Origin of the sequence: Brevundimonas sp. AJA228-03 (assembly GCF_017795885.1) — a bacterium.
In the GTDB taxonomy this organism is placed as follows: Bacteria; Pseudomonadota; Alphaproteobacteria; order Caulobacterales; family Caulobacteraceae; genus Brevundimonas.
The window spans coordinates 378609-396869 of sequence record NZ_CP059297.1 but is presented as its reverse complement, the minus strand read 5'-3'; the positions used below and the strand labels follow the sequence as shown (position 1 = coordinate 396869).

The 18261-nt window shown below is 67.6% G+C and carries 21 protein-coding genes; 14 read left to right on the top strand and 7 right to left on the bottom strand.

Features of this window, described 5'->3' with window-relative positions; genetic code table 11:
* The first annotated feature begins 37 nt into the window (after positions 1-37).
* The 4 genes from HZ989_RS02100 (at position 38) to HZ989_RS02085 (ending at position 3701) form a co-directional block, all read left to right on the top strand.
* Positions 38-175, top strand: a complete 138-nt coding sequence (locus HZ989_RS02100; protein ID WP_013267584.1) for an entericidin A/B family lipoprotein — start codon at positions 38-40, stop codon at positions 173-175.
* A gap of 129 nt (positions 176-304) precedes the next feature.
* On the top strand, positions 305-1966 hold the full coding sequence (locus HZ989_RS02095) for an MFS transporter (protein WP_209322001.1): 1662 nt from the start codon (positions 305-307) through the stop codon (positions 1964-1966).
* Positions 1967-2023: 57 nt separating this feature from the next.
* Positions 2024-3478: an NAD-dependent succinate-semialdehyde dehydrogenase gene (locus tag HZ989_RS02090; RefSeq protein WP_209322000.1), complete on the top strand. Its 1455-nt coding sequence runs from the start codon at positions 2024-2026 to the stop codon at positions 3476-3478.
* Positions 3479-3488: 10 nt separating this feature from the next.
* On the top strand, positions 3489-3701 hold the full coding sequence (locus HZ989_RS02085; protein ID WP_209321999.1) for a hypothetical protein: 213 nt from the start codon (positions 3489-3491) through the stop codon (positions 3699-3701).
* On the opposite strand, the gene HZ989_RS02080 is transcribed toward HZ989_RS02085, so the two are convergent.
* Positions 3698-4105 (bottom strand): hypothetical protein, encoded by a 408-nt coding sequence (locus HZ989_RS02080; RefSeq protein WP_209321998.1) that lies wholly within the window; start codon positions 4103-4105, stop codon positions 3698-3700. The two genes, HZ989_RS02085 and HZ989_RS02080, sit on opposite strands and share 4 nt — an antisense overlap.
* A 141-nt stretch (positions 4106-4246) precedes the next feature.
* A complete protein-coding gene (locus tag HZ989_RS02075) occupies positions 4247-4723 on the bottom strand; it encodes an Lrp/AsnC family transcriptional regulator (protein ID WP_209321997.1) in 477 nt (158 codons plus the stop codon).
* A gap of 118 nt (positions 4724-4841) precedes the next feature.
* On the opposite strand from HZ989_RS02075, the gene ald reads away from it, so the two are divergent.
* The 3 genes from ald to arfB are packed head-to-tail and all read left to right on the top strand — an operon-like array spanning position 4842 to position 6860.
* Entirely contained in the window at positions 4842-5960 is a 1119-nt protein-coding gene (gene ald / locus HZ989_RS02070; RefSeq protein ID WP_209321996.1) for an alanine dehydrogenase, read from the top strand.
* A gap of 43 nt (positions 5961-6003) precedes the next feature.
* The gene (locus tag HZ989_RS02065) at positions 6004-6462 is read left to right on the top strand and encodes a YaiI/YqxD family protein (protein ID WP_209321995.1); all 459 of its coding nucleotides are present in this window, start codon (positions 6004-6006) and stop codon (positions 6460-6462) included.
* The gene (gene arfB, locus HZ989_RS02060) at positions 6459-6860 is read left to right on the top strand and encodes an alternative ribosome rescue aminoacyl-tRNA hydrolase ArfB (protein WP_209321994.1); all 402 of its coding nucleotides are present in this window, start codon (positions 6459-6461) and stop codon (positions 6858-6860) included. The genes HZ989_RS02065 and arfB overlap by 4 nt, the downstream gene beginning before the upstream one ends.
* Here arfB and HZ989_RS02055 read toward each other — a convergent pair.
* Positions 6826-7980, bottom strand: coding sequence for a DNA cytosine methyltransferase (locus tag HZ989_RS02055; RefSeq protein ID WP_209321993.1), 1155 nt, complete (start codon positions 7978-7980; stop codon positions 6826-6828). The two genes, arfB and HZ989_RS02055, sit on opposite strands and share 35 nt — an antisense overlap.
* 131 nt (positions 7981-8111) lie before the next feature.
* Here HZ989_RS02055 and HZ989_RS02050 point away from each other — a divergent pair, with 131 nt between their 5' ends.
* Complete coding sequence (locus HZ989_RS02050; RefSeq protein WP_209321992.1) at positions 8112-8567, top strand: COG3650 family protein; 456 nt, start codon at positions 8112-8114, stop codon at positions 8565-8567.
* Positions 8568-8570: 3 nt separating this feature from the next.
* Here HZ989_RS02050 and HZ989_RS02045 read toward each other — a convergent pair whose 3' ends face one another.
* A complete protein-coding gene (locus tag HZ989_RS02045; protein WP_209321991.1) occupies positions 8571-9023 on the bottom strand; it encodes a hypothetical protein in 453 nt (150 codons plus the stop codon).
* A gap of 46 nt (positions 9024-9069) precedes the next feature.
* Between HZ989_RS02045 and HZ989_RS02040 the strand changes: the two genes are divergently transcribed.
* The 4 genes from HZ989_RS02040 to HZ989_RS02025 all read left to right on the top strand — a co-directional run bounded on the left by HZ989_RS02040 (position 9070) and on the right by HZ989_RS02025 (position 12678).
* The gene (locus tag HZ989_RS02040; protein WP_209321990.1) at positions 9070-10173 is read left to right on the top strand and encodes an acyltransferase; all 1104 of its coding nucleotides are present in this window, start codon (positions 9070-9072) and stop codon (positions 10171-10173) included.
* Between the two features lie 187 nt (positions 10174-10360).
* Positions 10361-11059, top strand: coding sequence for a fibronectin type III domain-containing protein (locus HZ989_RS02035; RefSeq protein ID WP_209321989.1), 699 nt, complete (start codon positions 10361-10363; stop codon positions 11057-11059).
* 84 nt (positions 11060-11143) lie between these two features.
* On the top strand, positions 11144-11683 hold the full coding sequence (locus tag HZ989_RS02030) for a CHAP domain-containing protein (RefSeq protein ID WP_209321988.1): 540 nt from the start codon (positions 11144-11146) through the stop codon (positions 11681-11683).
* A 29-nt stretch (positions 11684-11712) separates the two neighbouring features.
* Entirely contained in the window at positions 11713-12678 is a 966-nt protein-coding gene (locus HZ989_RS02025; protein WP_209321987.1) for a magnesium transporter CorA family protein, read from the top strand.
* 156 nt (positions 12679-12834) lie between these two features.
* Here HZ989_RS02025 and HZ989_RS02020 read toward each other — a convergent pair whose 3' ends face one another.
* Together HZ989_RS02020 and HZ989_RS02015 are read right to left on the bottom strand one after the other, a co-directional pair.
* A complete protein-coding gene (locus HZ989_RS02020) occupies positions 12835-13656 on the bottom strand; it encodes a lipid A-modifier LpxR family protein (RefSeq protein ID WP_245162423.1) in 822 nt (273 codons plus the stop codon).
* 314 nt (positions 13657-13970) lie between these two features.
* Complete coding sequence (locus HZ989_RS02015) at positions 13971-15866, bottom strand: ribonucleoside-diphosphate reductase subunit alpha (RefSeq protein WP_209321985.1); 1896 nt, start codon at positions 15864-15866, stop codon at positions 13971-13973.
* 314 nt (positions 15867-16180) lie between these two features.
* On the opposite strand from HZ989_RS02015, the gene HZ989_RS02010 reads away from it, so the two are divergent.
* Together HZ989_RS02010 and HZ989_RS02005 are read left to right on the top strand one after the other, a co-directional pair.
* Positions 16181-16882 carry a phosphatase PAP2 family protein gene (locus tag HZ989_RS02010; RefSeq protein ID WP_245162422.1) on the top strand — a complete coding sequence of 234 codons (702 nt, stop codon included), beginning with the start codon at positions 16181-16183 and terminating at the stop codon, positions 16880-16882.
* A 90-nt stretch (positions 16883-16972) separates the two neighbouring features.
* The gene (locus HZ989_RS02005) at positions 16973-17560 is read left to right on the top strand and encodes a hypothetical protein (protein WP_209321983.1); all 588 of its coding nucleotides are present in this window, start codon (positions 16973-16975) and stop codon (positions 17558-17560) included.
* A gap of 130 nt (positions 17561-17690) precedes the next feature.
* On the opposite strand, the gene HZ989_RS02000 is transcribed toward HZ989_RS02005, so the two are convergent.
* Positions 17691-18140, bottom strand: coding sequence for a hypothetical protein (locus tag HZ989_RS02000; protein WP_209321982.1), 450 nt, complete (start codon positions 18138-18140; stop codon positions 17691-17693).
* Positions 18141-18261 lie beyond the last annotated feature (121 nt).

Here is an 18261-nt window from a genome sequence, read left to right as displayed (position 1 = left end):
TCCGTCCCCGCCGATCCGGATTTTCAGGAGTATTCCGATGCGCAAGATTTTCGTTCTGGTCGCTGCCGCCGCCGCACTGACCACAGCCGCCTGCAACACCGTCGCCGGTGCCGGCCGCGACACCCAGGCGGCCGGGTCGGCCGTCACGGGTGCAGCCGAGGCCGCCAAGAACTAGACGACATTCTTCCCCGAAGGTGAAAGCCTCGTCGGTCACCGGCGGGGCTTTCGCTTGTCCGGCGGCCGGTGGTGACGCTAGATCGGAATGAAGGGTGTCCACCAGACGACGCCTGCGGGAAGAGACGACATGAGCGAACAGGCCACGAAGGATGCGGGCGGGCCCAGCCTGAAGACGGTCGTGGGGGCCTCGGCGGCCGGCACGGCGTTCGAATGGTATGACTTCTTCATCTTCGGATCACTGACCACGATCATCGCCCGGCATTTCTATGCCGATGTCGGCGAGGCGACCTCTTACATCCTGGCCCTGCTGACCTTCGGCGTCGGCTTCGTGGTCCGACCGCTCGGGGCCCTGGTGTTCGGATGGTTCGGTGACCGGACCGGGCGCAAGACGACCTTCCTCGTCACCATCACCCTGATGGGGGTGGCGACCGTGGCGATCGGCTTGCTTCCCGACTATGGCCAGATCGGCATCGTCGCGCCCATTCTGCTGCTGCTGATGCGTGTGCTTCAGGGGTTCGCCCTGGGCGGTGAATACGGCGGCGCGGCCATCTATGTGGCTGAACACGCCCCCGCGAAGAAGCGCGGCTTCCTGACCGGCTGGATCCAGACCACGGCCGCCATCGGTCTGATCATGGCGCTGAGCGTCATTCTGATCACCCGGGCCATTCTGGGCGTCGAGGCCTTCGATGAATGGGGCTGGCGCGTGCCCTTCCTGCTGTCAGCCTTCCTTCTCGTCATCAGCCTCTGGATCCGGCTCAAGCTGCACGAAAGCCCGGCCTTCAAACGCATGGTCGCCGAAAGCACCGAACGCCAGGCCCCGTTCCGCGAGAGCTTCGGCACCTGGAAGATCGGCAAGTTCGTGCTGATCGCCCTGGTCGGCATCATGTTCGCCCAAGGGGCCGTCTGGTACGCCGGCTATTTCTACACCCGCTTCTTCATGGAGCGAGTGCTGAAGGTCGAGGTGGCAACGGTCGATCAGCTGATTCTGGCTATAACCGTGGCCTCGGCCTTCCTCTATGTCTTCTTCGGCTGGCTGTCGGACCGCGTGGGGCGAAAGCCCGTGATGGTCGGTGGCATGGTGCTGTTCCTGCTGGCGGTGTTTCCGTGCTTCCACGCCCTGACCCAGGCCGCCAATCCGGCGCTGGCCCGGGCCCAGGCCTCATCGCCCGTCACCGTCATCGCCGACCCGGCCACCTGCGCAGTGCAGTTCGATCCGGTCGGCAAGACGGCCTTCGCCTCGTCCTGCGACCTGGCCAAGTCGGTGCTGTCGAACGCGGGCGTCAGCTATGACAATCTGGCCGCCGCCCCCGGATCCTTGGCCACCGTCCGTATCGGCACGGTCGAGATCGCCTCGGTCGAGGGCGCGGGTCTGGACGCCGCCGCCCTCAAGGCCGCCCGCACCGACGTCGAAACCCGGATCAAGGCGGCGCTCACCGGGGCGGGCTATCCGGCCAGGGCCGACGCCGCCGGCGTGAACATGCTGGCCGTCTTCGGCATACTGATGGTCTTCATGGTCGCGGCCACCGCCGTCTATGGCCCCCAGGCCGCAGCCCTGGTCGAGCTGTTCCCCACGCGGGTCCGCTATACGGCCATGAGCCTGCCCTACAACGTCGGCACCGGCTGGGTCGGTGGGCTGTTGCCCGCCGCCAGCTTTGCCCTCGTGGCCTGGTCGGGGAACATCTATTTCGGCCTGTGGTACGCGGTCGCATTCACGGCGGTGGCCTCTGTCGTGGCCCTGATCTTCCTGCCCGAGACCCGGGGTCGCGACCTGAACACGATCGGCGACTGAGGCGTTAGGTCGGGCGACGACCCTCCCCCGCAGGGGGAGGGAGAACAGGATGACACAATGAACACCGCCGCCCGTGACGCCGGACTGAAGCTCCTTCGCGAGCACGCCTTCATCGCCGGAGAGGCGATCCCCGCAGGGGCGCACGGCATCCCCGTCGACGACCCCGCGACCGGCGAGATCATCGGCCACATCCCGAACCTCGGCGTCCCCGACGTCAAGCGCGCGATCCAGGCCGCCCACGACGCCTTCCCTGCCTGGTCGCGCTCCGACCCGCACGCGCGCGCCCGGTTCCTGCGGGACTGGGCGCGGCTGATCGACGAGCATACCGAGGGTCTCGGGGCCCTGATGGCGCTGGAGAACGGCAAGCCGCTCGAGGAGGCCAGGGGCGAGGTCGCCTATGCCAACAGTTTCATCACATGGTTCGCGGGCGAGGCCGAACGCATCATCGGCGAGACCCAGGACAGCCCGCTGGGCCACGTCATCCTGACCTTCCGGGAGGCCGTCGGCCCCTGTGCCCTGATCACGCCCTGGAACTTCCCGGCCGCCATGCTGACGCGCAAGCTCGGTCCCGCCTTCGCCGCGGGCTGCACCGCCGTGGTCAAGCCGGCCAGCCAGACCCCCTTCACCGCCATCGCCCTGGCCGAACTGGCCTACCGGGCGGGGCTGCCCAAGGGCGCGCTCAGCGTCGTCACCGGCGATGCGGCGACCATCGGCGGCGTCCTGACGGCCTCGCCCCTGATCCGCAAACTGTCCTTCACCGGCTCGACCCCGGTCGGGCGCAAGCTGGCCGAACAATGCGCCCGGACGCTGAAGCGGGTTTCGATGGAACTGGGTGGGGCCGCGCCGCTGATCGTGTTCGAGGACGCCGACCTCGACCTCGCCGTCGCCGAGACCATCAGGGGCAAGTTCCGCAACGCCGGCCAGACCTGCGTCTGTCCCAACCGCGTCTATGTCCAGGCCTCGGTCGCCGGGGCCTATGCGTCAAAACTCGCCGAGGCGGTGTCGAGGATTCCCGTCGGTCCGGCCTTCGAGGACGGCGTCAAGGTCGGGCCGCTGATCGAGGACAAGGCCATCGCCAAGGTCGAGGACCATCTGAAGCGCGTCCTGGCCTCGGGTGGCCAGGTCCTGACCGGCGGGGCGCGTCATGCGCTTGGCGGCCGCTTCTTCCAGCCGACGGTGACCCTCGGCGGCGACGACGAACTGTTTCGCCACGAGGAGACGTTCGGCCCCCTGATCCCCGTCTTCCCGTTCGAGACAGAGGCGGAGGCGCTGGGCAAGGCGAACGATTCGGAGTTCGGCCTGGCCTCCTATCTGTTCACCCGCGATCTGGACCGCGCCATGCGAATCGGGCGCCATATCCAGGCGGGCATGATCGGCATCAACACCGGCATCATCTCCACCGCCGTCGCCCCCTTCGGCGGGGTCAAGCAGTCCGGCTATGGGCGCGAGGGGTCGATCCACGGGATCGACGAATACATCGACATCAAACAGGTCACGCTCGCGTTGAAATAGGGGGCGCTGAGTGACCCGCCGCCGGTTCCAACCCCTGGTCTGGCCCTTGACCCTGCTGGTCGCGGGCGGGCTGATCGCGCTGCTGGCCGAGGCGACCGCGTGGTCCGACGGGACAGTGGGGATGTACGGAATGGCGAAGGTGGTCAGCGACCTGGTGCTGGGGATCGGAGGGATCTGGCTGGCGATCTCAGCCGTCAGTCTCTGGCTCGATGTGAGACGTTAGACCTTCTTCAGCCCCGCGATGAAGGTCTGCACGTCAGGCGCTTCCCAGTCCGCGCCGTCCCACCAGAAGCTGGCGAGCGCCTCGTGATTCAGGGCCACCCATTGCATGACGCGCGGAGCCATCTTCGTCAGATCCCGCTCCTCCAGGCTGTTGGCGACGACCCGGGGCTCCGACGCCACAGCGATCGAAAAGCTCGGGTTATGCCGGCCGGCCTTGAGGAAATATTTCACGCGAGGGCCATGCCGTCCCATCACCGTCGTGATCGTCACGATGCCCACAATGCCGGTCTGAGCCTCGGTCAGATTGGCCATGTCGAAGATGTCCTCGTCGTCCAGCGCACCGATTTCTTCGTCGAGCGTCGGCTCACGATCGGTCCAGACAGCGATGTTGTCGCTAAAGCCCATGGGGGAGATAAAACCCTCGCCCCAGCCTCCAAGTCAAGCGGACAATACAACCATTCCGCGCTTTCCGCACGATTTTCCGGCTCCCTGTCGGCAACCCCCCCGAAATGCTCGCTCTGGTTACTGGCCGAGCCAGGGGGTATATCAAACCGGCAGCGCTCCCCGCTTGACCACCGTCCGCATCGCCACGCTGGAGCTCACCCGCGTCACCCCTGGAATGGTCGTCAGGGCCCTGGCATGGACCCGCTCCAGGTCGTCGACATCCTTGACCACCAGCCGCAGCAGATAGTCCGACCCGCCCGTCATCAGATAACATTCGACCACTTCGGGGACGGTGGCGATGGCGGTCTCGAAGGCGGTCAAGGTGCTCTCGGCCTGGGACGACAGGGTCACGGTCACGAACACGCTGATCGGCAGGCCCACGGCCCTTTCGTTGATGATGGCGGCATAGCGGCTGATGACCCCGGCGGCCTCCAGCGCCCGCAGGCGGCGCAGGGACGCGCTTTCCGACAGGGCGACCGCCCTGGCCAGATCGGTATTGCTCATGCGGCCGTCCTGCTGCAGGGCACGAAGCATCTTTCTGTCGGTCGCGTCCAAAGTGACGGCGGAAACAGTCTTCATGGCGGCTCCAGACGCAATATTCTGCGAGTTTACGCCGATCACCCATCAAAATGAACAGGAACCTGCGATCGGGGCGGCGCTATTTTCCGGTCAACCCCATCAGAGGCGAGGAAATCCCATGCGTGTCGGCGTCCCAAAGGAAATCAAAAAGAACGAACACCGCGTCGGCCTGACGCCTACGGCCGTCCGCGAATATGTCGCCCACGGTCACACCGTGTCAGTCGAGACCGGAGCCGGTCTGGGCGCGGGCTTCACCGACGAGGATTTCCGGCGGGCCGGTGCCGCCATCGTCGCCGATGCGCCGACGATCTTTGCCGGCAACGACATGATCGTGAAGGTGAAGGAGCCGCAGAAGGTCGAGTGGGAGATGCTGCGCGAGGACCAGATCCTCTACACCTACCTGCACCTGGCCCCCGATCCGGAGCAGACCCGGGGCCTCCTGGCCTCCCGGTGCGCCGCCGTCGCCTATGAGACCGTCACCGATGCGCGGGGCGGCCTGCCCCTGCTGGCCCCGATGTCCGAGGTCGCCGGACGGATCGCCGTCTTCTCCGCCGCCGAGACCCTGCTGAAGCACAACGGCGGCATGGGCCTGCTGTTCTGCGGCGTCCCGGGCGTGGCCCCGGCCCGCGTGCTGGTCCTGGGGGGCGGGGTCGTCGGCCTGAACGCCGCCCGCATGGCCATGGGTCTGGGGGCCGAGGTCGTGGTGCTGGAACGCTCGATCCCGCGCATGGCCTATATCGACGAGGTCACCAACGGCCGCGTCATCACCCGCTATTCCTCGATCGGCGCGATCGAGGAGGAGATCGTCAAGGCCGACGTCGTCATCGGCGCAGTCCTGGTCCCCGGAGCCGAGGCCCCCAAGCTGATCAAGAAGGACCATCTGAAGCGAATGAAGCCGGGCTCGGTGCTCGTCGACGTCGCCATCGACCAGGGCGGCTGTTTCGAGACCAGCCACGCCACCACCCACGAGGACCCGACCTACACTGTCGATGGCGTGGTCCATTACTGCGTCGCCAACATGCCGGGTGCCGCCCCGCGCACCTCGTCCGAGGCCCTGAACAACGCCACCCTGCCGTTCGGCCTGGCCCTGGCCGACCACGGACTTGAGGCGCTGAAGAAGGACCCGCACCTGGCGCGCGGCCTGAACGTGCTGAAGGGCGAGATCACCTATCCCGCCGTCGCCGAGGCCATGGGCCTGTCGTGGTCCGATCCGTTCGGGGTCTGGGCCAGGGGCTGAGGCACAGCTTCACCGAACGATGCGGGCGGGCTATCCTGATCGGATGGCCCCCCGCATCTTCATCGACGCCGACGCCTGTCCGGTGAAGGACGAGGTCTATCGCGTGGCCGAGCGCTACGGCCTGCACGTCTTCGTCGTGTCCAACAGCTGGATCAACACCCCGCGCCACCGCTGGATCGAACAGATCGTGGTCGATGCCGGTCCCGACATCGCCGACGACTGGATCGCAGAGCGGGCGGGTCCGGGCGACATCGTCGTCACCGCCGACATCCCCCTCGCCGACCGCTGCCTGAAGGCCGGGGCCCAGGCGCTGAAGTCCAACGGTCAGCCCTTCACGCCGGACTCGATCGGCTCGGCCCTGGCCGGTCGGATGGTGGGCGAGCATCTGCGCTCGATGGGCGTGGCCACCTCCGGCCCGCCACCGTTCGGTCCTCGTGACCGCTCGGCCTTCCTGCAGGCGCTGGATCAGGCGGTGGTCAGGGCCAGGCGAATCTCGGCATGACCGTCATTCCCGAGGACGAGCTGGAGTTCCGCTTCTATCGCGCCGGCGGGCCGGGCGGCCAGAACGTCAACAAGGTCTCGACCGCGGTGCAGATGCGGTTCGACGTGGTCAACTCGCCGTCGCTGCGCGATCCGGTCAAGGCGCGGCTGATGAAGCTGGCGGGCAGTCGGCTGACGCTGGACGGCGTGATCCTGATCACCGCCGTCCGTCACCGAACCCAGGAGCGCAACCGCGCCGACGCCATCGCCCGGCTGCAGGAGATGGTGGACCAGGCCTCGATCGCTCCGACTTTTCGCGTCCCGACCCGTCCGACGCGGGCGTCGAAGGAGCGGCGGCTGGACGGCAAGACCCGGCGTTCGGACATCAAGTCGGGGCGGGGCAAGCCGACCCTGGACTGACCGCGCGACCCTCCAGCGCCGGGCGCAGCAGGCCCTCGGCCAGCGCCTGCACGACCGGCACAGCCACGGCGTCGCCCATCAGCTTCAGCGCCGCCGTCTCGCCGCGCGGCAGGATATAGGTGTCGGGCACCCCCATCAGCCGCGCCGCCTCCCGCCCGGTCAGGCGGCGGGCGCGCACCTTGCCGCCCACGCAGACGATCACATACTGGCGCGAGGACCCGCCGGACGGCGTGCGCAGACAGCCCGCCAGGCCGTCGAACCGCAGCTCCAGCCGCTGGACCTTCTGCCCCGCTTCGATCCGGACCCGGCGAAAGGCGGCCGCGACGCGTCGCTCGCCCGACGCGCGGGCGGCCTCCAGCCGGTCGCGATGCAACGGGGCGGTCAGGGCCAGCAGGGCTCCGGTCTGCGCGTCCGTAAACCAGCCCACAGCATCGTCCGGTTCCAGCAGGGCGGCCAGATCGAGGTTGCGCCGAGGCGGCGCGGGCAGGGACCACCAGACCCACGCCGCCTTCGCCCGCCCGGACAGACGCTGTTGCGCCGTGATGACCCGCGCAGGATGGAACAGGGCGACCGGTCCCGCCGCGACCGGCCCCGAAACACCCCGCATCGCGACCACGAACAGCCGGGGCCGTGACTGCGGCAGCCAGTGGGCCGTGTCCATCTCCAGGGCCCCGACGCGATAGCCCGCCCCGGCCAGAGCCTCGCAGATCGCGCCGAAATCCCGACCCGCGCCGGAGGTCAGAAGTCCGACGACATTCTCGATGACGATGACGGGCGGCGCGCGGCCCCCGGTCTCCAGCGCCTCGATCAGCCGCCAGAAGCCCCATAAGGCCCCCGACCGACGGGCGTCCAGCCCCGCCCGCGCACCGGCCAGGCTGACGTCCTGGCAGGGGGATGAGGCCCAGGCCAGATCGGCCTGCCCCGGCAGATCGGCGGCCGTCAGGTCCCAGACGTCACCGACCGCGATGGCGGCCTCGTGATTGGCCCGCCAGCTGGCCGCCTTGGCCGCATCCATGTCGTTGGCGAACAGGGTCCGGAAGCCCTCGAGGCCCAGACCCGCCAGCCCGCCCCCGGCGAAGAACTCATAGGCCACGAGGGCCGGACGATCGCGAATCGACATCACGCGACGTTAGGCGCCTGATCGTCATCGTGCGACCGTCGTGACCCGCGGTCGGACGGCGGGCTTTGCCTCGCCGCCGCGACGGGCTATCCCCGCCTCGTTCCGCGCGACTGATCTTCCGGAGAGCCCCGATGCGCCTCGTCCTGCCCGTCCTGACCTCCCTGATCCTGATGGCCGCCCTGGGTGGCTGCTCGAAGGCGTCGGAGACCGAGGCGGAGCCCGCGCCCGAGACGGTGACCGCTCCGGTCGTCATCGGTGGCGTCGACCTGACCCGGCCGGTGCGGGTGCTGGGGACCGAGCCCTTCTGGGCCATCGACATCGCCGATCAGGACCTGGTTCTGACCCGCCCGGACGTGGCCGACGTCACGGCGCCCGTCGCCTCTCCGATCGTGACCGGCACCACGGCCGTCTACACCGGCACGACCGATTCCGGTCAGACCGTGGTGCTGACCCTGATCGCGACCGAATGCTCGGACGGCATGAGCGACCGGCTGTATCCGCTGACGGCCAGGGTCGAGCTCGGCGAGGAGACGCTGAACGGCTGTGGCACGACGCCCGAAGCTTTGGCGCAGGCTCCTGCTGTGTAGGGTTCAGGCGTCGCCGAGCAGCGGCCCCACGCCCGGAACGCTGCGCACCGCCTCGCCCAGAAGATCGCGACCGGTCCGGGCGCGGATGAGGTCGCGCGCGGCGGGCAACAGCCGCTTCAGATCGGCTTTCGAGACCCCGACCTCCTCCAGTCGATCCAGCAGCCCCATGGCCTCGGCCACGGCCTTGCCCGACAGGCCGCCCGCGCCGGCGATCAGCCCGCCGAACGGACCGCGCTTCGGACGGGCCGCGCCCTCCGACCGGGCAGCGGCCTCGGCCCCCGGCACCGCCTCGAACAGTGCGACCAGGGTCTCGTGCGCGGCATGGCGATCCAGCAGGCCCAGCGCCCCGGTCAGGGCGATACGCGCCTGGTCCCGGGACAGGCCGGCATCGGCGGCGCTGAGCCCCGTCAGGTCGTCGAACGTCAGGTCCGGCAGCATGGTGTCGCGCGCTATCATGGGGCCCTTAACGCTTCCCGAACCGGTCCGGGCGCAGGATCGACCGATGATCTCCGGTTCCGCCCCCGCAGACCTTCGCCCGCTGACCGCCCTGCGGTTCTTCGCGGCCGCCTGGGTGGCGCTGTATGCCTTCTGGCCCAATCTGGATGTCGCCTTCGTGCCGACCCTGGTGACCAAGGGCTATCTGGGGGTCGAGCTGTTCTTCGTCCTGTCCGGCTTCATCCTCAGCCACGTCTATCTGGCGGCCCATGGCGAGAAGCGGTTCAGCTATGGCGGCTTCCTGTGGGCGCGGATCGCGCGGGTCTATCCGCTGCATCTGGCGACCCTGATCGGCGTCGGAGTGCTGGGCCTCGCCGCCGTCGCTATGGGGATGGCGATCGACGCCAATATCCTCAGCTGGCCGTCGCTGCCCGCCAATCTTCTGATGCTGCACGCCTGGGGCCTGGCTCCGCAGTCGGGCTGGAACCATTCGTCCTGGTCGATCTCGGCAGAGTGGTTCGCCTATCTGGCCTTCCCGGCCTTCGCCTTTGTGGCCTGGCGACTGCGCGACCGGCCCGTGCTGGCGCTGGTCGGGGCCGCCGCCTTCATGATCGGCCTGTATGCTGCGTTCCAGGCGCTGGCCGGCTTCTCCCTGACCGAGGCGACCATTCGCTGGGGCGCGCTGCGGATCGTTCCCTGCTTCGCCCTGGGCTGTGCGCTCTATCTGATGCACCGTCGCCGGACCCTGCCGCGTCCGGGCTGGATCGCCGGGGCGTGCGTTCTGGCCATGGCCGTCGCCGGATCGCTGGGCGCGCCCGATGGGGCTTTGGTGCTGCTTGGCGGGGGGCTGATCCTCGCCCTGGCCTCCCTGCCCAATACCGGCTGGCTGGCCTCGCGCCCGGCGGTCTATCTGGGTGAGATCAGCTATGCCGTCTATATGGTGCTGGTGCCGTGGCAACTGCTGGCGGTGAACCTGGCCGCCCGCGTCACAGGGGCCGAGGACAAGAAGCTTCAACTCTTCGTGTGGCTGGCCGTCGTGCTGGCCCTGCCCGTAGTGGCCGCCATCGCCCATCACCTGGTCGAACGCCCGGCGCGACGGGTCCTGCGGGCTATGGCCGGGCGCAGGGCGGCGCGGAAGGCCTCGGCCAGGGAGACGCCCCAGCCGGCCTGAAAAGGCGGCTTCAAGGCCCCGGCGCTAAGGGCTGCCGACCCGGCGACCGGTCTGTCCTGACGTGGCGGCGGACGGGTCCCCTGCGCATTCGCGCGACCGAATCCACGTCTGCCGCCGGCCGCAACCCATCAATTGCGGCCCTGCACGCGAACTGATAATGGCGTTACTCCGTCATGAGGAGGCTGCGATGAAGCAAGGAATCGTGAAACTGCTCGCCGCATTGATGGCAACGTTCTTGTGGACCGGGACGGCCCTGGCCGACGCGCCGTCGATGGCACGCACATGGCACTGGAATGTCGGCTCCACCTCGGCCGGTCTCAGCATGGCGGCCAATGATGCGGGCCTGCCGGGGCATTTCTGGTTCGAACTCGGCACGTCCCCCGATCTGTCGGATGCGCATACCGTCGGCGACGAGCGGAACGATCAGGGTTATGGCGGCGTCGTCCAATCGCATGCCACGATGTCCGACCTGCGTCCGGGGACCACCTATTACTACCGGGCGCATGTCCGCAATTACGACGGCCAGGCGCAGAGCGGGATCCAGTCGTTCACGACCGCTGCGGCTTCTGCCATTGCGGCACCGAGCATCAGCTTCGAAAAGTCCCAGCCCTACGAGGGCGGCTGGATGTTCGATTTCGTGGTCGACGGGCATGGGCTGGGCGGGGAGGTGCGGGTCTCGTTCAGCACCAGCCCGGACATGAGCAACGCGCGCGAAATCCTTGTTGATCGGATCGAGGCCGGGCCCACGGGCCAAGGGATCCATGCCATCGTGCCGCCCGTGACCTACCCCGACCGGACGACGATCTATGTACGGGCCGTCGCCACATCTTCAGCGGGCACAAGCAGCGCCAATGCGCAGATGGTCTATCGCAACGCCGACTACTGATGTAGTCAGGCGCAGAGGTGCCCTCTCCCCCCAAGCATCCCGGTCGCCTGCAGCAGCGGACGTAACAGTCGGAGCCCATCCCGTATGTTGAAACGACTCACTGCCGCCGCAGTTGCGGCGACCCTCGGTCTTTTTGCGCTGGCCCCTGCCGTGGTGGCCACGCCTGCGAGAGCCGAGGATCCCTACTGGCAGTGCGTGACGTTCGCGCGGATGTTCTCCGGCATCAATATCTTCGGTGACGCCTGGACCTGGTGGAGCCAGGCGGTCGACCGGTTCCGCACCGGCCGCGCGCCCGAGACCGGCTCGGTTCTGGTGTTTCGCCCCGAAGGCCGTATGAGCCGGGGCCATGTCGCCGTGGTGTCCGACATCCTGACCGACCGCGTCATTCGCGTGACCCACGCCAACTGGGGCGGCAGCCGGGGCCGGGTCGAGGAGAATGTGACCGTCGTCGATGTCTCCGGTGCCAACGACTGGAGCGAGGTGAAGGTGTGGTACAATCCGATCAATGACCTGGGCACCACCGTCTATCCGACCTATGGCTTCATCTATAACGGTGCCCGCGACGCCTATGACGCCGGTCGCCAGATGGCCGCGAATGCCAGCTCGCCCGCCGGTCAGCCCTGATCGCCTGACCCGACCTTGAGGCGACGCCGATGATCCGCCTCTATCGCGCCGGTTGCGCCGCCTGTGAATCCGTCGAGATCGACGTCGCAGGCCCATGGAATATGCCGGCCGACACCCTGTGGATCGACCTGATCGAGCCGACACGCGCGGAGGACCTGGCCGTTGAAAGGGCGCTCGGCATCGCTATTCCGACGCGCGAGGAAATGAGCGAGCTGGAGGCCTCCAGCCGACTGTATCGCGAGGGCGGCGCGACCTATGTCACCGCCGACATCATCCATAACGGCGACGCCGACCTGCCGGGGAGCGATCCCGTCACCTTCGTCCTGACCGCGGGGCCGATGGTCACCATCCGCTACTTCGACCCGCGTCCCTTCACCCAGTTTACCGACAAGCTCGAACGCGACCCTTCGCTGTGCGCGACGGGCCTGGAGATGTTCCTGAACCTGATGGAGGCGATCATCGACCGTGCCTCCGATGTGCTGGCCAGGACCGCGCACAAGGTCGAGGCGGTCGGCAACCACGTCTTTTCAGACGGCAAGCGCGTCGGGTTCGAGCATCTGGTGACCAAGCTGGGCCGCGCCCACATCGCCAATGCCCGCATCGAACAAAGTCTGGCCGGGCTGGCCCGCGCCTTCGCCTTCGTCGGCTTCGACGACCGGATGGACGAGGCGCCCGAGGCCTGCGAGCATCTGAAATCCCTGGCCAGCGACGCCGCCAGTCTGATCTCGCACAATCAGGCGGTGGCGGCGGGGATCAATTTCCAGCTGTCGGCGGCGCTCGGCTTCATCAACATCGAGCAGTCGTCGATCTTCAAGGTCTTCTCGATTTTCAGCGCGGTCCTGATGCCGCCGACGCTCATCGGCGCCATCTACGGCATGAATTTCGAGCATATGCCCGAGCTGCGCTGGGCCGGCGGCTATCCGATGGCCCTGGTCGTCATGGCTGTCTCGGCCTTGCTGCCGCTGCTGTGGTTCAGGCGCAAGGGCTGGATCTGAGGGGAGAGTTTGGGGGGTGAGGGATTAGGCATTAGGGATTAGGACCGTAATCAAGACCAGGCAGGACGGAGCATCTTCCCAAGTCGCCAATCCCTGATCCCTAATCCCTAGTCCCTAGTCCCTAATCCCTAATCCCTAGTCCCTGATCTCTCGCGTCTACCACTGCGGCTTGATCGACAGCTGGAAGGCCACCAGACCCTCGGTGACGTCGTTGTCGAGGCCACGGCCACTGCGCAGCCCTTCCGCTTCTATCTCGCGGTAGACGATGCCGAACGAGCCCTGCATGTCGCCCCGGCGAAGCGCCACGCCGACCGAGGCATCCCCCAGGAAGTTGCCGCTGTCGCGACTGACGCCCGAGCGGGCATAGTCGCCGTCACGGTTGCGGGCGAAATTGTAGCCGACGGCCGTCCCCGATCCGGCAGCATACAGATACCATCGCGCGCGTTGGCCGAATTCGGCACTGCCCTCGGGAACCAGCCGGTCGATACCGCGTCCGATCCTCAGCGTGGCTCCCGCCTCCGCCAGACCGCCGCGGTCGCCGACCCCGATGCCGGCGTGCGGCGTCAGGGTGACCTCCAGCCCCGAGGCCGTATAGCCGCGCGCGACCGGCCAGCCGCGCGAAAAGCTGACGTCATAGCCCTCGGCCAGGAAGGCACCATGGTCCAGCGGCGAGACGGGAAGGGGGGCACCGTCGGCGCGGCGCAGTTCGCCGCGAGTCCGCATCCGCAGGCGGTCGGCATGGCCATCGCCCTCGATCCAGACATCCCGCGTCGTGGCGGCCGCGAAGGGGTTGCGCATTTCCGCTGGAGCGAAGGCATCGGCCACTTCGAGGCCGGGTCCGAACCCGGCCTCGGCTGCGACAGCGAAGGCGGGTCGGCTATTCAGCCGGGCGGTGATGGCGGTGGCTGTCGCCTGCTGGTCTGCCGACCAGTTCTGGTTCACCCACGTCTGGGCAGAGGCCGGGACCGCCAGGGTCACCAGACACACTACGCCCGATGCAAGTCGCTCCAGATAAGGCAACGGTCCTCCCACAGCCCGCAAGCGGCACATAGAATGCACCGGAAATCCGGCCCGGCCAACCGCGATTTTGTGACACGGTCCTGAGGCTTGCAGAACGCGGGGCGCGGAAGCGTGTTCCCGGCCCCCCGCAACGACCGCACGAATCAACCCCGGGCGGGTAAAGTGGTCCTTGCGCCCAAGCCGACAGGCTCCGCGAGCCCGGCGTTTGCGCCTCTTGCCGCAGAACGCGCTGAAGCCGCGAGTGACCGTGCTGCGAGCCTTGACGCCCTGCCCTACTGGCAGGCCAGGCACTCGTCATAGTCGGTGCGCGCAGCGCTGAACAGGTCGGGCTGGTTGGGATCGGGCTCGACCTCGGCCTTGTCCTCCGCGCCCGCGAAGGCGGCCCGCTGCACCGACTTGGAGCGCAGGTAATACAGGGACTTCACCCCGCTCTCCCACGCCTTCCAGTGCAGCATATGCAGGTCCCACTTGTTCACGTCGCCGGGGATGAACAGGTTGATCGACTGGGCCTGACAGATTTCCGGCGAGCGGTCGGCCGACAATTCGACGACCCAGCGCTGGTCCAGCTCGAAGGCGGTCTTGAACACGCCCTTTTCGTCGTCGGAGAGGAAATCGAGATGCTGGACCGAGCCTTCGTGCTCCAGGATCGACGACCAGACGACGTCGGTGTTGCGGCCATAGCCTTCCAGCAGCTGCTCCAGATAGGGGTTCTTGACGGCGAACGAGCCCGACAGGGTCTTGTGAGTGTAGATATTGGCCGGGATCGGCTCGATGCCGGCGCTCGTCCCGCCACAGATGATCGAGATCGAGGCCGTGGGGGCGATGGCCAGCTTGTGGCTGAACCGCTCCATCACGCCGCGCTCGGCTGCGTCCTCGCAGGGCCCCTTCTCTTCGGCCAGCTTGACGCTGGCCTTGTCGGCCTCGCGGCGCAGGTGCTTGAACAGGCGCATGTTCCACGACTTGGCCATGGCGGATTCGAAGGCCACGCCCTGGCTCTGCAGGAAGGAGTGGAAGCCCATCAGCCCCAGACCCACCGACCGCTCGCGCCGGGCCGAATAGACGGCGGCGGCCATCTCCGGCGGTGCGCGGGTGATGAAGTCCTCCAGGACGTTGTCCAGGAACCGCATCACGTCCTCGATGAAGCGGGGCTCTTCGCGCCATTCCAGGAACATCTCGGCATTGACCGACGACAGGCAGCAGACGGCGGTACGGTCGATGCCCAGGTGGTCGGGGCCGGTGTGCAGCATGATCTCGCTGCACAGGTTCGACTGTTTGACCTTCAGTCCCAGCTCCTGCTGGTGCCGCGGCATCTGGCGGTTCACCGTGTCCGAGAAGATCAGATAGGGCTCGCCGGTCTGCAGGCGGATCTCGAGGATCTTCTGCCACAGCGACCGCGCATCGACGCGGCGGATGACCGCCTGGTCCTTGGGCGACAGCAGGGCGAAATCGGTCCCGGCCTTCACCGCCTCCATGAATTCGTCGGTGATGTTGATGCCGTGGTGCAGGTTCAGGGACTTGCGATTGAAGTCGCCCGAGGGCTTCCGGATCTCCAGGAACTCCTCGATCTCGGGGTGGTGCACATCCAGGTACACCGCCGCCGAACCCCGGCGCAGCGAGCCCTGGCTGATCGCGAGCGTCAGCGAATCCATCACGCGGATGAAGGGGATGATGCCGCTGGTCTGGCCCGCGCCCTTCACCTTTTCGCCGATCGAGCGGACGCCGCCCCAATAGGTGCCGATGCCGCCGCCGTTCGAGGCCAGGCTGACGTTCTCGTTCCAGACGCGCTGGATGCCGTCCAGGCTGTCGGCGACCGAGTTCAGGAAGCAGGAGATCGGCAGGCCGCGGTTCGCGCCGCCGTTCGACAGCACCGGCGTCGAGGGCATGAACCATAGTCTGGACATGTAGTCATAGACGCGCTGGGCATGATCGGCGTCGTCGGCATAGGCCGTCGAGACGCGGGCGAACATGTCCTGATAGCTCTCGCCGGGCAGCAGATAGCGATCCTCCAGCGTCTTCTTGCCGAAGTCGGTCAGAAGGTCGTCGCGGGTCCGGTCCAGTTCGAGGCTGCGCACCACGGTCAGATGGGGACGATCGGACGCCAGCGCGCCCTGTGGCACGCCGGGAACCGCCGCAAAATCAACCGTCTTCAATGCTTCCCCGCCAGCCATAATCGTTATCGCCCTGAACCAAAAATCGAAGTGAAGCCGCCAGGCTCCAACCACTGCATCTAGTGGCCGAAGCACTCCCCGAACCAATATATGGGGCGCAGATGCCTAACCAACCGTCAACGGGCTTGACGCCGCAATTCGTTCCGAATCATCTCGGGGCAGGGGATGACCCTGTGCAAAAGGGCGCGACGGCCGTGCGACGCAGCATTGTGACAGAATTCACGAAACCGTGATCCGGAACGGGCCCCCAGCTTGACCGTTAGCAAACGATGCCATCTTCCGATCTCGTCCCTTTTCTCCGTCGCGCGCTTTCCGTGGCGCGGGCCGAATTCGCCGCCCTCGGCGCCCTCGCCGTCGTCACCCTGGGGACCGTGACCTTCGTCGGGCTCGCCGACGACATGACCGAGGCGGACGGCCAGGCCTTCGACCAGGCCATCCTGCACTGGATGCAGCCGGTCGCCGGCCAGCCGCGTGGGCCCTGGTGGCTGCACGAGGCGGCGACCGACCTGACCTCCCTCGGCGGCATCGCTGTCCTGACCCTGTTCGCGGTCGTCGCCCTTGGCATACTCCTGATCCTCAGGAAGCGACTATCGGCCCTGCTGCTGGTCGTGGGCCTGGCCGGGGGCGTCGGTCTGAGCGAGGGCCTGAAGGCCATGTTCGGCCGTGAACGCCCGCCGGCCGACTTCCAGGCGGTCGAGACATTGAACGCCAGCTTCCCGTCCGGCCACGCCCTGCTGTCGACGGTCTTCTATCTGACGGTTGCGGTGATGATGACGCGCGCCTTCCCCAGACGGCGGCTGAAGGCCTATGTGCTCGGCGTCGGCATGGTCTTCGCCCTGATGGTCGGCCTGACCCGCGTCTATCTCGGCGCCCACTGGGCCACCGACGTCATGGCCGGCTGGTGCGTTGGCGCGGCCTGGGCCATGGCCCTGTGGCTGGTCAGCTATGCGGTGGAGCGTCGCCAGGCTGTGCACCATGCCACCCTGGTCGACGACCCGGCAGTCGCTGAAACCTGAAATTTCACTAGGTCGCCACGCCGCGTCGGCGTTAACTAAATCCCGGACGGTCGAAGCCCCCGTTTCGACCCCATCTGCGGGAGGACCGACATGATCGGCCTGATGCTGGCTCTCGCCGTCGCCGACCCGGCTGCCGCGCTCCCCTCGGCGTCCCCCGCGGCTCCGCCCCAGGCGGTCCAGGCCACGCTGCAGTCCTGTGCCATGGAGCAGGGCCGCTGGGTCTGCCGCTATCAGGTGCCGGACGTGGAGATCATCCCCTTCACCGGTGAGGCGTCGGAACTGGAACTGACCTCGCGGACCGGACCGGCCCCGCCCCCGACCCCGGGCGCACCCGCGAACGGGACCGTCCCGACCGAAGCCGGCGCCGCCAGGTCCGAGACCGGCATTTTGACGGAGCGGGAGGCCGGTCTTGTGGCGCGCTGTGCCGATGCCGGCTGGATGTCCCTGTGCCTGCCCGACGACCGTCGGGCCGCCCGCGCGCTGCGGGATCGCCAGGTCGCCTATCAGACGGTGCAGCGATCGGTGACGGGCCTGCTGGCCGAGGATCGCTGCGACGACGCCATCAGGGCGGCGCTGGACGGCGGCTATCTGGGGCTGGCGCGCGAGGCCCGCGATTTCTGCGCCGCCCCGATGGCCGAACCGGCCAACGTCCAGGCCGTGGTTCCCCCGGCCAGCTGACGCCGCCCGCGCCCGGCGCGAACAGCCTCCAGACAATAAAGGACCCGGACGTCGAGCAGCGTCCGGGTCTTTTTGTTGATCCACCGAAGATGCCGGCGGGGCCGTCCGGCCCCGCCGGCGATCATCAGGGTTAGTGGCCGCCCGGCATGGGCGCGCAGACGGTGCCGTCCGGGCAGTCCGCGAAGTGGACCTGCGGCGGCTCGACCAGGATTTCCGAGGGCCGGACGTGGACTTCGGGACGCTGGATGTAGATCTGCGCAGGTGCCACGCGGATCGGAGGGGCGTTCACCCAGACCGGCGGGCCGGCGACATAGATGGTGGGGCCTTCCACCTCGACCGGACGACCATAGACGACCACGCCCGGCGCATGAACGTGTATGGCAGGCCCGGCCGGGATGTGAACAGCGGGACCCCAGCCGCCGGGAGGTCCTCCGGGACCCGGCCATGCACCGCCGGTCCAGGGACCGTAGAAGTCGGTGTGATAGACGCACGGGCAGAGTTCGCCGTCGTAGTGCGGATGCGGTGCGCATCCGTCCGGTGCTTCGACCATGCCGCCCAGCAGCATGGAAGCCACCAACATCGAGACTGGTTCCATGAAATAACTCCCCTAACCCTCTGAAAGAACACATATTCCCCTCAGAAGCGAAATCACTCTAATGGCGCTTTCGAGGCATGATCAGCGTTATATTAACCATATTGGA